Consider the following 14,013-nt stretch of genomic DNA (forward strand, 5'->3'; position numbering starts at 1 on the left):
AGCGCGGCCGCCGCGGCCGTCGGGGACACCTCCTGGCAGGAGGTGACGCTCAGCGCGGACGCCGCCACGGAGGTCGTGCCGCGCTCCGTCGACGCCACCGGCGTCCTCGCCACGCTCGCGGCGCCGCCACCCGGCGTCGTCGAGTTCAACAGCGGCTATCTGCACGCCTCACTTCAGCCCGAGCGCGCCATGGCGGCAGCCCTCGCGCGGGCCGGCCGGCGCCCCGGAGCCTGGGACCGGCCCCCGATCGAGGGTCTGCCGGAGCTGCGCGAGTGGTTCGCGCGCGGCATGGGCGGCGCGATCACGGCCGCGGAGGTCCTGATCACCTCGGGCGGGCAGAGCGCCCTGACGACCACGCTGCGCGCGCTCGCCCCGCCCGGTGCGCCGGTGCTGCTCGAATCGCCCACGTACCCGGGCCTGTTGGCGATCGCGCGTGCCGCCGGACTGCGGCCGGTGCCCGTTCCCGTGGACACCGACGGCGTGCGGCCTGAGCTGCTGGAGGCCGCGTTCCGGGCGACCGGGGCCCGCGTGTTCGTCTGCCAGCCGCTGTTCCAGAACCCGACCGGCGCCGTGCTGTCCGCCGAGCGCCGCCCCGAGGTGCTGCGGATCGCCCGCGAGGCGGGGGCGTTCGTCGTCGAGGACGACTTCGTACGCCGCCTCGTGCACGAGGACGCCGGACCGCTGCCGACGCCGCTCACGGCCGACGACCGGGACGGCGTCGTCGTGCACGTCTGCTCGCTCACCAAGGCGACCTCGCCGAGCTTCCGCGTGAGCGCGCTCGCCGCGCGGGGTCCCGTCCTGGAGCGGCTGCGCGCGATCCAGGTCGTCGACCACTTCTTCGTGCCGAGGCCGCTCCAGGAGGCCGCGCTCGAACTCGTCGGCTCACCGGCCTGGCCGCGCCATCTGCGTACGGTGGCGGCCGAGTTGCGGGACCGCAGGGACGCCCTCGCGGCGGCGCTGCGGCTGCGCCTGCCCGAGCTCGCGCTGCCGCACGTCCCGGTCGGCGGCTACCACCTGTGGCTGCGGCTGCCCGACGGCACCGACGAACTCGGCCTCGCGGCGGCCGCGTTGCGCGCCGGGGTCGCGGTGGCGCCGGGGCGGCCGTACTTCGCGGCGGAGCCGCCGGCGGCGCATCTCCGGCTGAGCTTCGCGGCGCTGGCGGGAGCGGGGGAGATCGCCGAGGGGGTGCGCAGGCTGCGGGCGGCGTGCGACGAGGTGCTGGGATGACGGTCTCGGGCGGCGCCCGGCGGGTGTCGGCGCCCGGGGCGGTTGCCGGGCGGTGTGCGCGGGAGTGGTGAAAGAGGCTCGACGCCGGGCGCCGCTCCTGCGAGTCTCACGTCATGACCAACGAGTACGTAGCCCCTGACGGAATCGAGTACGCCTTCCCCGACGGGTACGAGCTGTCCACCGATCCGGCCCGCCTCGACCCCGCCCGCATCCACCGGTGGCTGTCCACGGACGCCTACTGGGCCCTCGGCAGATCCCGCGAGCAGCAGGACGCGGCCATCGCCGGATCGCTCAACTTCGGCGTGTACGAAGAGGCTTCGCGCGCACAGGTGGCGTACGCCCGCGTGGTGACCGACCACGCGACGTTCGCCTACCTCTGCGACGTGTACGTCGACCGCTCGGTGCGCGGCAAGGGGCTCGGCACCGCCCTCGCGGCCGGAGTGCGGGACCACCTCGCCCCCTACGGGATGCGCAGGATCCTGCTCGCGACCGGGGACGCGCACGAGGTGTACGAGAAGGTGGGGTTCGCCGTGCTGGAGAACCCGGACCGGTGGATGGTGCTCGGCGAGCAGTGACCCCTCGGGCCCGGGCGGCGGGGACCTCTTGGGCCAGCGCGCCCCGGGGTCAGGGCCGGCGCGTGTAGTCCGTCGTCAGGAGCAGATCCTTGGCGGGCCCCGCCACCCGCCACCGGGTGCGCCAGCGCGCCTCCTCGTACACCTCGAACTCGCCCCGGTACAGGTCCGCCGAGCACGGGTGGTCGGCGGTGTGGCGGCCGGAGCGCAGGTCCAGGTCGTGGAAGAAGCGGCCGTCGGCGAAGTGGACGCGCACGGTGCCCGCGTCCCCGCCCGTGCCCTCGCCCGGCAGGAAGCGCAGCGTGCGCTCGGCGGGCCGGGCCACGCCGTGCCAGGTGAACGTGCCGGACTCGTGGTGCAGCAGCCCCCCGCCGTCGATCGGTGTGAACCGGGTCGTCCCTGTGAACCGCCCCTCCACCGGTTCATCCGCCGCGCCCGCGAAGTCCCGCACCGTCCGCTCGACGTACCAGTCGCCGGCCAGGTAGGTGAGGGCGTCGGGCACCGCGTGCAAGGGCATACGCGCAGGCTACTCGGCGGGCGACTTGTCGACATGACCGGGTCGGGGCGCCTCGGGTGTCTCGGCCGGCTTGCTTCCGGGTGCCTCGGGCGGCCTACTGGTCGACAGCCGACATGCTGCCCTCGTCGTAGCGCGTCCCCGCGACCCCGTCCGCGGGCGCCACCGCGTCGATCGCGGCCAGTTCCTCGGCGGACAGGTCGAGGGTGGCGGCGGCCAGGTTCTCCTCCAGGTACTTCTGGCGGCGCGTGCCCGGGATCGGGACCACGTCGGCGCCGCGGTGCTGCACCCAGGCGAGCGCGAGCTGGCCGGCCGTGACGCCGCGCCGCGCGGCGAGGTCGTTCAGGGCGTCGACGATGGCGAGGTTCCGCTCCAGGTTGCCGTCGGCGAACCGCGGCTGGGTGCGCCGCAGGTCGCCCGCCTCCAGGCCGTCGACGGAGGTGACCCGGCCGGTCAGGAAGCCGCGGCCGAGCGGCGAGAACGGCACGACGCCGATGCCGAGCTCCCGGCAGACCGGCACGATCTCGGCCTCCAGGTCCCGCGTCCACAGCGACCACTCGCTCTGCAGCGCCGTGATCGGGTGCACGGCGTGCGCACGGCGGATCGTGCGGGCGCTCGCCTCCGAGAGGCCGAGGTGGCGCACCTTGCCGGCGGCGACGAGCTCGGCCATCGCGCCGACGGTCTCCTCGATGGGCACGTCCGGGTCGACGCGGTGCTGGTAGTAGAGGTCGATGTGGTCGACGCCGAGCCGGCGCAGGGAGGCGTCGCAGGCCTGGCGTACGTACGCGGCGTCGCCCCGGAGGGCGGTCGGCTCGCCCAGGCGGTTGGCGAAGCCGAACTTCGTGGCGAGGACGGCCTGTTCGCGCCGGTGGCCCGCGAGGGCCCGGCCGATCAGCTCCTCGTTGTGTCCGCCGCCGTAGAAGTCGGAGGTGTCGAACAGGGTGACGCCGAGGTCGAGCGCGCGGTGGATGGTGGCGGTCGACTGCGCGTCGTCCGAGGTGCCGTAGCCGTGGCTCATCCCCATGCAGCCGAGTCCCTGGGCGGAGACCGTCAGGGCGCCGAGCGCGCGTGTGGGCATGCCGGTCATGGTCGTACCTCCTGTGGTGCGGTGATCTTCGGCGTGACCCTAGGAGTTGAAGTGCGCTCCATGGCAAGCGTCGGAAACTCCATGACAGCGGGCGCCGGGGGCTGTCCCCCGCGCCAGGCTCCTGCTGGCCGGATGGCCCCCGCCCCGCCCGCGTTCCTAGCGTGGTGACCGCGCCCGGGCACCGCCCGAGACCGTGATGACCGCACCCCGGGCACCGCCAAAGACCCCGCACGACATCGAGGAGCACGATGCGCGCCACCGCCACGACCACCGCCGGGCTCGGCCTCGCCGCCGTCCTCGCGGGCGGCCTCCCCGCGCACGCCTCGACCGCGCAGGGCTCGTCCGAGCGGCCCGCGGCACCGGCCGGGACGGCCGCCCTCGCCAAGTACGAGCGGCAGCGCCCGGACTGGGGCCCGTGCCCCGCCGCGCAGAAGGAGCTGAACGCGGCGGGCGCGCGCTGCGCCCGCGTCACGGTTCCGCTCGACTACGCCGACCCGGACGGCCGCACCATCGAGATCGCGGTCTCCCGCGTCAAGGCCACCGCTCCGGCGGGCCGGCGCCGCGGCGCCCTGCTGACCAACCCGGGCGGACCCGGCGGCACGGGCCTCGCCCACACCCTCGCCCTGCGCCCCGCCCTCAAGGGCGTCGCGGGCCGCTACGACCTGATCGGCTTCGACCCGCGCTTCCTCGGCGACAGCACGCCGATCGTCTGCGGCCCGGCGCGCAAGCCTCCGCCGCCCGGGCCGACGACCAGCCCCCGCGAGGACTTCGAGGCGTCGGTGCGCACCGGCCGCGAGGACGCCCGCCGCTGCCACGAGCACGGCGACAACCGCGCGCTGCTGCCGCACGCCTCGTCCCGCAACGTCGCCCGCGACATGGACGTGATCCGCGCGGCCCTCGGGCAGCGGAAGCTCTCGTACTACGGCGTCTCGTACGGCGCCGACCTGGGCGCCACGTACACGCAGATGTTCCCGCGCCGCGTCGACCGGTTCGTCGTCGACTCCGTCACCGACCCCGCCGCCACGCAGTACGAGCAGTTCCGGCGCTCGGGCGCGCCCGCCGAGCGCGCCCTGGACGAGTGGGCCGCGTGGACGGCGCGGCACCACGCGACGTACCGGCTCGGCCGCACCGCCGCCCAAGTCCGCGCCCACGTCGAGAAGTTGCTCACGCACGCGGAGCGGCGGCCGCTGACCGTGGCCGGGCAGCGCCTGACCGCGCCGCTGCTGCGGATGATCCTCAAGCAGCCCCTCACGCAGGGGGAGAACGACGCCACGACGGCCTCGCTGGTACGCGACCTCGTCGCCGCCGGCCAGGGGGAGCTGACGGAGCCGGGGCCCGAACTCGCCGCCATGCTCAAGATGCTGAACTCGCCCGAGGCCGCCGACAGCATGCTCGGCGGCACGCTCTTCATGTGCGGCGACGGCGGCTGGCCCGCCGGTGGCTGGCCCGACTCCACGGAGACGTACTGGAAGAACAGTGTCCGCAGCCGCGCCACCGAGCCCGTCTTCGGGCCGTTCGTGAACGGCCTGACCGCGCCCTGCCTGTTCTTCGAGCAGCCGCCGCGCGAGCCCGCCGTGACCGTCGACAACGACGTACCCGTCCTGATGCTCCAGGCGAAGCGCGACCACACGCGGTTCGCGGACGCGCTCGCCATGCATCGCGCGCTGCGCGGCTCCCGGCTGGTGGCCACCGACATCCGCGCCCACGGGGTCTACGGCCGTGCGGTCGAGGGCCTGACGCGGGTGCCGTGCGCGGACCGGTCCGTCAACGCCTACCTCGGCGGCGGCGCGCTGCCGGAGCGGGACGTCGAGTGCCCGGCCCCGGCCACCGACTGACGGGGTGGGCGGGGGCCCCGGCTACGCGAAGGCGTCGAGGCCGGTGAGTTCGGCGGACAGCTGCCAGAGCCGGGCCGCCGCGGCCGGGTCCACCGCCCACGGCTTGACGCCGCCGATCAGCATGTCGTCCGTGGTCGCGGGCCCGGCGATGTCGCAGTCCTGGCAGTAGGCGCCGCCGTGCTCCGCCAACAGGGGCGAGGTCGCCGCCCACACGGCCGTCGCCGCGCCCTGGGCCGGGGACTTGAAGCCCTCGGCCGGCCTGCCGTCGGCGTCCGTCCAGCCCTGCGCGATCTGCTCCTCGCGCGGGATGTGGCGCTGGAGCGGGGTGAGGATGCTGCCGGGGTGCACGGCGAAGGCGCGCGGCCCGCGGTCGCCCGCGAGGGCGTCGAGGCGCAGGGCGAACAGGGCGTTGGCCGTCTTGGACTGGGCGTACGCGAGCCACCGGTCGTACGGTCCGCGGCGGAAGTGGAGGTCGTCCCAGCGGATGCCGGAGAGGAAGTGGCCCGACGACGCCACCGACACGACCCGGGCGCGGCCCGGCGTCAGGGCCGGGGCGAGGCGGTTGACCAGGGCGTGGTGGCCGAGGTGGTTCACCGCGAACTGGGCCTCCCAGCCGGGCCCCACCCGGGTCTCCGGGCAGGCCATGATGCCCGCGTTGGCGATGAGCACGTCGACGGCGCGGCCGCCCGCCAGCACCTCGTCGGCGAACGCGCGGACGCTGTCGAGGTCCGCGAGGTCGAGCGCGGCGACCTCCGTGCCCGGGGTGCCGCGCAGGGCGGCCGCCGCCGTCTCCGGCCTGCGCGCCGGGACGATCACATGGGCCCCGGCGCGGGCGAGGGCGCGGGTCGCCTCCAGGCCGAGCCCGGAGTAGCCGCCGGTGATCACGGCGGTCCGGCCGGTGAGATCGATGCCCTGCAGTACGTCGTCGGCGGTGCTGCGGGCGTCGTGGCCGGAGCCGAGCGGGCGCTGAGCGGTGGTCCTGTGCGTCAGGGGCGGGTTCGTCATAGGCAGGTTCGTCATGGCCAGGACGCTAGAACCTAGACTGCGATCTAGATCAAGCTCGGCCCGGAAGGGGAGGTGCGCGTGGGGAACGCAGGGGACGCGCGCGTGGGGAACGCAGACGACGACAAGCACGCAGACGACGACAAGCACGCAGACGACGGCGAGCACGCCGGACTGTCCATCGGAGAGGTCGCCGACGCCACCGGCCTCAGCGTGCACGCGCTCCGGTTCTTCGAGCGCGAAGCGCTGTTCCTGCGGCCGATCCCCCGGACCGGCGGCGGGCGGCGCGTGTACGCGCCCGCCGACGTGGAGTGGCTCGCCCTGTGCAACCGGCTGCGGGCGTCCGGCATGCCGATCGCCGAACTGAAGCGGTTTGCCGGACTTGTCCGTTCGGGTCCGGGGAACGAGGCCGAACGGCTCGCCCTGCTCCAGGAGCACGAGCGGGCCGTCCGCGCGCGGATCGCCGATCTCGACGCGAGCCTGGAGATCATCCACGGCAAGGTCGTCGCGTACGAGAAGCATGTGCGCGAGGGCACGGCGGCGGGGGTGTGGGCGCCCGCGCCGTCCCGGTGACCGGACGCCGGTGCCGCGCCCGCGCGCCGGGCCCGGAACTCGGACGAGGGCCCTGTCCGCACCCCCGTCGGCACGAGATATCTTGATGTCGAGCAATGTTGCAGACGTGGAGCGGAGCACCCGGTGACTGACTCGACCATCATCTACACGCACACTGACGAGGCCCCCGCCCTCGCGACGCATTCCTTCCTGCCCGTGATCCAGGCGTACGCCTCGACGGCGGGTGTGAACGTCGAGACCCGTGACATCTCCCTGGCGGGCCGGATCATCGCGAGCTTCCCGGAGCGCCTGGAGGCGGGTCAGCGCATCGACGACGCGCTGGCCGAGCTGGGCGAGCTGGCCAAGACGCCGCAGGCGAACATCATCAAGCTGCCGAACATCTCGGCGTCCATCCCGCAGCTCAAGGCGGCCATCGCCGAGCTGCAGGAGCAGGGCTACGCACTGCCCGACTACCCGGACGACCCGAAGACCGACGAGGAGCGCGACACCCGCGCCCGCTACGACAAGGTCAAGGGCTCCGCCGTCAACCCGGTCCTGCGCGAGGGCAACTCCGACCGCCGCGCCCCCGCGTCGGTCAAGAACTACGCCCGCAAGCACCCGCACCGCATGGGCGCCTGGACGGCCGACTCCAAGACGAACGTCGCCACCATGGGCGAGAACGACTTCCGCTCCACGGAGAAGTCCGCCGTCATCGGCGCCGCGGGCACCCTGCGCATCGAGCTGGCCGCCGCGGACGGCTCCACCACCGTCCTGCGCGAGTCCGTGCCGGTCCTCGCGGACGAGGTCGTGGACGCCTCCGTCCTGCACGTCGCCGCGCTGCGCGAGTTCCTGACCGCGCAGATCGCCCGCGCCAAGGCCGAGGGCGTGCTGTTCTCCGTGCACCTGAAGGCCACGATGATGAAGGTCTCGGACCCGATCATCTTCGGTCACGTGGTGCGCGCCTTCTTCCCGAAGACCTTCGCGAAGTACGGTGACGCGCTCGCCGCCGCGGGCCTGACCCCGAACGACGGCCTGGGCGGCATCCACAAGGGCCTGGAGGCGCTGCCGAACGGCGCCGAGATCCAGGCGTCCTTCGACGCGGAGCTCGCCGAGGGCCCCGAGCTGGCCATGGTCGACTCCGACCGCGGCATCACCAACCTGCACGTACCGAGCGACGTCATCGTCGACGCCTCCATGCCGGCGATGATCCGCACCTCCGGCCACATGTGGGGCCCGGACGGCGGCGAGCACGACACCCTCGCGGTCCTCCCGGACAGCTCCTACGCCGGCATCTACCAGGTCGTCATCGACGACTGCCGCGCCAACGGCGCCTACGACCCGGCCACCATGGGCTCCGTCCCGAACGTCGGCCTGATGGCGCAGAAGGCCGAGGAGTACGGCAGCCACGACAAGACCTTCGAGATCGCGGCCGAGGGCACCGTCCGCGTCGTCGACGAGGCCGGGAACGTCGTCCTGGAGCAGGCGGTCGCCGCGGGCGACATCTTCCGCATGTGCCAGACCAAGGACGCCCCGATCAAGGACTGGGTGAAGCTCGCCGTCTCGCGCGCCCGCGCCACCGGCGACCCGGCGGTCTTCTGGCTGGACGAGGACCGCGCCCACGACGCGCAGCTCATCGCCAAGGTCGAGCGGTACCTCCCCGAGCACGACACCGAGGGCCTGCAGATCGAGATCATGGCGCCGGTCGACGCGATCCGCTTCTCCCTGGAGCGCATCCGCCGCGGCGAGAACACGATCTCCGTCACCGGCAACGTCCTGCGTGACTACCTGACGGACCTGTTCCCGATCCTGGAGCTCGGCACCAGCGCCAAGATGCTCTCGGTCGTCCCGCTGATGAACGGCGGCGGCCTGTTCGAGACCGGCGCCGGCGGCTCCGCTCCCAAGCACGTGCAGCAGCTCGTCAAGGAGGACTACCTGCGCTGGGACAGCCTCGGCGAGTTCCTCGCGCTCGCGGTCTCCTTCGAGCACCTCGCGCAGACCACGGGCAACGCGCGCGCCCAGATCCTCGCGGACACCCTGGACCGCGCGACGGCGACCTTCCTGGAGGAGAACAAGTCGCCGAGCCGCAAGCTGGGCGGCATCGACAACCGCGGCAGCCACTTCTACCTGGCCCTGTACTGGGCGCAGGAGCTGGCCAAGCAGACCGACGACGCGCAGCTCGCCGAGGCGTTCGGCCCGCTCGCCAAGACGCTGGCCGAGCAGGAGCAGACCATCGTCGGCGAGCTCGTCGCCGTCCAGGGCAAGCCGGCCGACATCGGCGGCTACTACCAGCCCGACGCCGCCAAGGCGTCGGCGGTCATGCGTCCGTCGGCCACGCTCAACCAGGCGATCGCCTCGCTCGCCTGACGCACCCGGCGCCCACGCACCGGGCACCCACGCGTCCGACGCGCACCGCGTGTCCCGCCCCGGTCGGCAGCAGCCGGCCGGGGCGGTCGCGGTTCCGGACCGCCGTGCCGCCGACCGGCCGGCGACTGCCCGCCGTTCCTGCCGGTCCGCGCCGTCCCGGTGCCATGATGGGCCGAGCTTCGATGCACCTCGGGGGCGGGGCGGAGCCCGGTTCGGGGGCTCCGGCGACACCTCACCAGCAGTCGGGTACGACGGGCGGCCCGCATCCCCGTTGTATAAACGTGCGGCGCAATGTATATTCATGCCATTCACGCAGGAGGATTCCATGACGGTACGCGCAGCGGTCGCGGGAGCGAGCGGATACGCGGGCGGGGAGCTGCTGAGGCTCCTGGCCGCCCACCCCGAGATCGAGATCGGCACGCTCACCGCCCACTCGAACGCGGGTGAGCGCCTGGGCGCACTCCAGCCGCACCTGGCCCCGCTCGCCGAGCGCGTGCTCGCGCCGACCACCGCCGAGAGCCTGGCCGGCCACGACGTCGTCTTCCTCGCCCTGCCGCACGGCCAGTCCGCCGCCGTCGCCGAGCAGCTCGGCCCCGACGTGCTCGTCGTCGACATGGGCGCCGACTTCCGCCTGAAGGACGCCGCGGACTGGGAGAGGTTCTACGGCAGCGCGCACGCGGGCACCTGGCCGTACGGCCTGCCCGAGCTGCCCGGCGCCCGTGCCGCGCTCGCGGGTACCAAGCGCATCGCGGTGCCCGGGTGCTATCCGACGGCGGTCTCGCTGGCGCTCTTCCCCGCGTACGCCGCCGGGCTCGTCGAGGACGAGGCGGTGATCGTCGCGGCGTCCGGCACGTCCGGCGCGGGCAAGGCGCCCAAGCCGCATCTGCTCGGCTCGGAGGTCATGGGCTCCATGTCGCCGTACGGCGTCGGCGGGGCGCACCGGCACACGCCGGAGATGATCCAGAACCTGAGCGCCGCCGCGGGCTCGCGCGTCACGGTCTCCTTCACGCCGACGCTGGCCCCCATGCCGCGCGGCATCCTCGCCACCTGCAGCGCCAAGGCGAAGCCGGGCGTGAGCGCGGAGAGCGTGCGCGCGGCCTACGAGAAGGCGTTCGCCGACGAGCCGTTCGTGCACCTGCTGCCCGAGGGCCAGTGGCCCGCCACGGCGTCGGTGTACGGCTCCAACGCCGTGCACGTCCAGGCGGCCCACGACCCGGCGTCCGGCCGCGTGATCGTCATCAGCGCCATCGACAACCTCACCAAGGGCACCGCCGGCGGCGCGGTGCAGAGCATGAACATCGCCCTCGGGCTCCCGGAGGAGCTCGGGCTTTCGACGATCGGAGTCGCACCGTGAGCGACGCACGCGCAGCCACCGGGCCGCAGTCAACGACGAAACCCGCACCTCTGCGCTGCGCGGGCGGAGAAGCGAACAAGGAGACACAGTGAGCGTGACGGCAGCCAAGGGATTCCGGGCGGCGGGGGTCGCCGCCGGGATCAAGGACAGCGGGAACCCGGACCTGGCCCTCGTGGTCAACGACGGGCCCCGCCGCGCCGCCGCCGGAGTCTTCACGTCGAACCGCGTGAAGGCGGCGCCGGTCCTGTGGTCCGAGCAGGTCCTCAAGGGCGGGCAGGTCTCCGCGGTCGTCCTCAACTCGGGCGGCGCCAACGCCTGTACGGGCCCGAAGGGCTTCCAGGACACGCACGCCACCGCCGAGAAGGTGGCCGACGTCCTGGGCCTGGGCGCGGGCGAGGTCGCCGTCGCGTCGACCGGCCTGATCGGCGTCACGCTCCCCATGGACAAGCTCCTCCCGGGCGTCGAGACGGCCGCCGCGGCCCTGTCCGGGCACGGCGGCGAGAAGGCCGCCATAGCGATCAAGACGACGGACAGCGTGCACAAGACGGCGGTCGCCGAGGGCGCCGGCTGGACGGTCGGCGGCATGGCCAAGGGCGCGGGCATGCTCGCGCCGGGCCTCGCCACCATGCTGGTCGTGCTGACCACCGACGCCGATCTGCCCGCCGCCGACCTGGACAAGGCGCTGCGCGAGGCGACCCGCCTCACCTTCGACCGGGTCGACTCCGACGGCTGCATGTCCACCAACGACACGGTGCTGCTGCTCGCCTCCGGCGCCGCCGAAGTCACTCCGGAGTACGCGGAGTTCGCCGACGCCGTCCGGCAGGTGTGCGACGACCTGGCCCGCCAGCTCATCGGCGACGCCGAGGGCGCCAGCAAGGACATCCGCATCGAGGTCGTCGGCGCCGCCAGCGAGGACGACGCCGTCGAGGTGGGCCGCTCCATCGCCCGCAACAACCTCCTCAAGTGCGCCATCCACGGCGAGGACCCCAACTGGGGCCGGGTGGAGGACCCCAACTGGGGCCGGGTGCTGTCCGCCATCGGCACCACCTCCGCCGCCTTCGAGCCGGACCGCCTGAACGTCGCCATCAACGACGTCTGGGTCTGCAGGAACGGCTCGGTGGGCGAGGACCGCGACCTGGTGGACATGCGCTACCGCGAGGTGCGCATCACCGCAGATCTCGCCGCGGGCTCCGAGTCCGCCGTCATCTGGGCCAATGACCTCACCGCCGACTACGTCCACGAGAACAGCGCGTACTCCTCATAGGGCGTATGCCGCCTCACAGGACGTACGCCACCGCGCGGCACGCCCGTCCTCACCTGGAAAGCCCCATGAGCACCCGCAAGCACACCGCACTGCCCAAGGCACAGATCCTGATCGAGGCGCTGCCCTGGCTGACCCGCCACCGCGGCAAGACCGTCGTCATCAAGTTCGGCGGCAACGCCATGGTGGACAAGGAGCTGAAGGCCGCCTTCGCCCAGGACGTCGTGTTCCTGCACCACGCGGGCCTCAAGCCCGTCGTGGTGCACGGCGGCGGCCCGCAGATCAGCGCCCAGCTCGACAAGCAGGGCCTGGTCAGCGAGTTCAAGGCGGGCCTGCGCGTGACGACGCCCGAGGCCATGGACGTCGTCCGCATGGTCCTCGCCGGACACGTGCAGCGCGAACTGGTGGGCCTGCTCAACGAGCACGGCCCGCTCGCCGTCGGCCTCACCGGCGAGGACGCGCACACCATCACCGCGACCCGGCACCGGCCGCTGATCGACGGCGAGCTGGTCGACATCGGCCAGGTCGGCGAGGTCACCGAGATCGACACGGGCGCCATCGAGGCGCTGCTCGCGGACGGCCGCATCCCGGTCGTCTCCTCGATCGCCCGCTCCCAGGACGAAGGGGACAAGGGGCATGTCTACAACGTCAATGCTGATACGGCGGCTGCGGCACTCGCTGCGGCGCTTGGTGCCGAGACGCTGATGGTGCTCACCGACGTCGAGGGCCTCTACGAGGACTGGCCGAACAGCGACGACGTCATCAGCCGGCTGACGGCCACCGAGCTGGAGAAGCTCATCCCGGAGCTGGCCAGCGGCATGGTGCCCAAGATGCGGGGCTGCCTGCACGCCGTGCGCAACGGCGTGCACACCGCGCGCGTCATCGACGGGCGCGTCCAGCACTCGATCCTGCTGGAGATCTTCACCGACGAAGGAATCGGCACGATGGTCGTGCCGGACGAGCTGACGGAGCCGAACGAGGGGGACCCGGCATGACGTCCAACGAGGACCTGACCCGGCGCTGGCAGGGCGCCCTGATGGACAACTACGGCACGCCCCGCATCCCCCTGGTCCGCGGCGCGGGCAGCATCCTGTGGGACGCGGACGGCAAGCGCTACACCGACTTCGTCGGCGGCATCGCGGTGAACGCCCTCGGCCACGGCCACCCGGCCGTCGTGGAGGCGGTGTCCCGGCAGATCAACGCGCTGGGCCATGTGTCCAACCTGTTCGTCGCCGAGCCGCCGGTGGCGCTCGCCGAGCGGCTGCTCGACCTCTTCGGCCGCGACGGCCGCGTCTTCTTCTGCAACTCGGGCGCGGAGGCCAACGAAGGCGCCTTCAAGATCGGCCGGCTGACGGGCCGCACGCACATGGTCGCCACCGAGGGCGGCTTCCACGGCCGCACCATGGGCGCCCTCGCGCTCACCGGCCAGCCCGGCAAGCAGGAGCCGTTCCTGCCCCTGCCCGGCGACGTCACGCACGTTCCGTACGGCGACGTGGAGGCGCTGCGGGCCGCCGTCACCGAGGACACCGCCTTCGTGATCATCGAGCCGGTCCAGGGCGAGAACGGCGCCGTCGTGCCGCCGGCCGGCTATCTCAAGGCGGCTCGCGACATCACCCGCGCCACCGGCACCCTGCTCGTCCTCGACGAGGTGCAGACCGGAATCGGTCGCACCGGCCACTGGTTCGCCCATCTGGCGCAGGAGGGCGTGGACCCGGACGTCGTCACGCTCGCCAAGGGCCTCGGCGGCGGGCTGCCGCTCGGCGCGACCGTCGCCTTCGGCGCGGCGGCCGAGCTGCTCAGGCCCGGTCACCACGGCACGACCTTCGGCGGCAACCCGGTGGCCTGCGCCGCCGGACTCGCCGTCATCGACACCGTCGTGGCCGAGGGGCTCCTGGAGAACACCAAGCGCGCGGGCGAGAAGCTGGTCGACGGAATCGAGTCAGCCGGCCACGCGTTGGTCGACCATGTCAGGGGCGCGGGCCTGCTGCTGGGTATCGTGCTCACCGAGCCGCTGGCAGCGCAGGTGCAGCAGGCGGCTCAGGACGCCGGCTTCCTGGTGAACGCGCCCGCCCCCGATGTCGTACGGCTCATGCCGCCGCTGAACGTGCGCGACGTCGAGGTGGACGCCTTCCTCCGGGCCCTGCCCGGCGTCCTCGACCAGGCCGTCGCGGCCAACCGGGCCAACGCGGCCGACGGGGCCAACGGGGCCAACGGGGCCAACGGGGAAGGACGATCCGGGGAATGA

The 14,013-nt window shown here is 73.4% G+C and carries 12 protein-coding genes; 9 read left to right on the forward strand and 3 right to left on the reverse strand.

All coding sequences use genetic code 11. The features are described from left to right. Together STRAU_RS05390 and STRAU_RS05395 are read left to right on the forward strand one after the other, a co-directional pair. On the forward strand, nt 1–1,227 hold a 1,227-nt coding region (locus tag STRAU_RS05390; protein ID WP_037657688.1), incomplete at its 5' end, for an aminotransferase-like domain-containing protein. Between the two features lie 113 nt (nt 1,228–1,340). Continuing rightward, the gene (locus tag STRAU_RS05395) at nt 1,341–1,802 is read left to right on the forward strand and encodes a GNAT family N-acetyltransferase (protein ID WP_016639234.1); all 462 of its coding nucleotides are present in this window, start codon (nt 1,341–1,343) and stop codon (nt 1,800–1,802) included. Between the two features lie 49 nt (nt 1,803–1,851). On the opposite strand, the gene STRAU_RS05400 is transcribed toward STRAU_RS05395, so the two are convergent. Beyond that, a complete protein-coding gene (locus STRAU_RS05400; protein ID WP_037657689.1) occupies nt 1,852–2,316 on the reverse strand; it encodes a DUF6314 family protein in 465 nt (154 codons plus the stop codon). Nucleotides 2,317–2,410: 94 nt separating this feature from the next. Beyond that, a complete protein-coding gene (locus STRAU_RS05405; RefSeq protein ID WP_016639236.1) occupies nt 2,411–3,400 on the reverse strand; it encodes an aldo/keto reductase in 990 nt (329 codons plus the stop codon). A gap of 248 nt (nt 3,401–3,648) precedes the next feature. Here STRAU_RS05405 and STRAU_RS05410 point away from each other — a divergent pair, with 248 nt between their 5' ends. Next, entirely contained in the window at nt 3,649–5,235 is a 1,587-nt protein-coding gene (locus STRAU_RS05410) for an alpha/beta fold hydrolase (protein WP_016639237.1), read from the forward strand. Nucleotides 5,236–5,256: 21 nt separating this feature from the next. Here STRAU_RS05410 and STRAU_RS05415 read toward each other — a convergent pair whose 3' ends face one another. Further along, nucleotides 5,257–6,255, reverse strand: a complete 999-nt coding sequence (locus STRAU_RS05415; RefSeq protein ID WP_259299831.1) for an SDR family NAD(P)-dependent oxidoreductase — start codon at nt 6,253–6,255, stop codon at nt 5,257–5,259. A gap of 87 nt (nt 6,256–6,342) precedes the next feature. On the opposite strand from STRAU_RS05415, the gene STRAU_RS05420 reads away from it, so the two are divergent. From STRAU_RS05420 to STRAU_RS05445, 6 genes are all read left to right on the forward strand, one after another. Then, on the forward strand, nt 6,343–6,810 hold the full coding sequence (locus STRAU_RS05420) for a MerR family transcriptional regulator (RefSeq protein WP_016639238.1): 468 nt from the start codon (nt 6,343–6,345) through the stop codon (nt 6,808–6,810). A 123-nt stretch (nt 6,811–6,933) separates the two neighbouring features. Beyond that, nucleotides 6,934–9,153, forward strand: coding sequence for an NADP-dependent isocitrate dehydrogenase (locus tag STRAU_RS05425; protein WP_016639239.1), 2,220 nt, complete (start codon nt 6,934–6,936; stop codon nt 9,151–9,153). A gap of 325 nt (nt 9,154–9,478) precedes the next feature. Next, nucleotides 9,479–10,507, forward strand: a complete 1,029-nt coding sequence (gene argC, locus STRAU_RS05430) for an N-acetyl-gamma-glutamyl-phosphate reductase (RefSeq protein WP_016639241.1) — start codon at nt 9,479–9,481, stop codon at nt 10,505–10,507. A gap of 88 nt (nt 10,508–10,595) precedes the next feature. Then, nucleotides 10,596–11,771: a bifunctional glutamate N-acetyltransferase/amino-acid acetyltransferase ArgJ gene (gene argJ, locus STRAU_RS05435; protein WP_016639242.1), complete on the forward strand. Its 1,176-nt coding sequence runs from the start codon at nt 10,596–10,598 to the stop codon at nt 11,769–11,771. A 65-nt stretch (nt 11,772–11,836) separates the two neighbouring features. Beyond that, on the forward strand, nt 11,837–12,763 hold the full coding sequence (argB, locus tag STRAU_RS05440) for an acetylglutamate kinase (protein WP_016639243.1): 927 nt from the start codon (nt 11,837–11,839) through the stop codon (nt 12,761–12,763). Further along, nucleotides 12,760–14,013, forward strand: a complete 1,254-nt coding sequence (locus tag STRAU_RS05445) for an acetylornithine transaminase (protein WP_016639244.1) — start codon at nt 12,760–12,762, stop codon at nt 14,011–14,013. The genes argB and STRAU_RS05445 overlap by 4 nt, the downstream gene beginning before the upstream one ends.

The sequence above is a fragment of the Streptomyces aurantiacus JA 4570 genome, from assembly GCF_000414115.1.
GTDB classification, from domain to species: Bacteria; Actinomycetota; Actinomycetes; order Streptomycetales; family Streptomycetaceae; genus Streptomyces; species Streptomyces aurantiacus_A.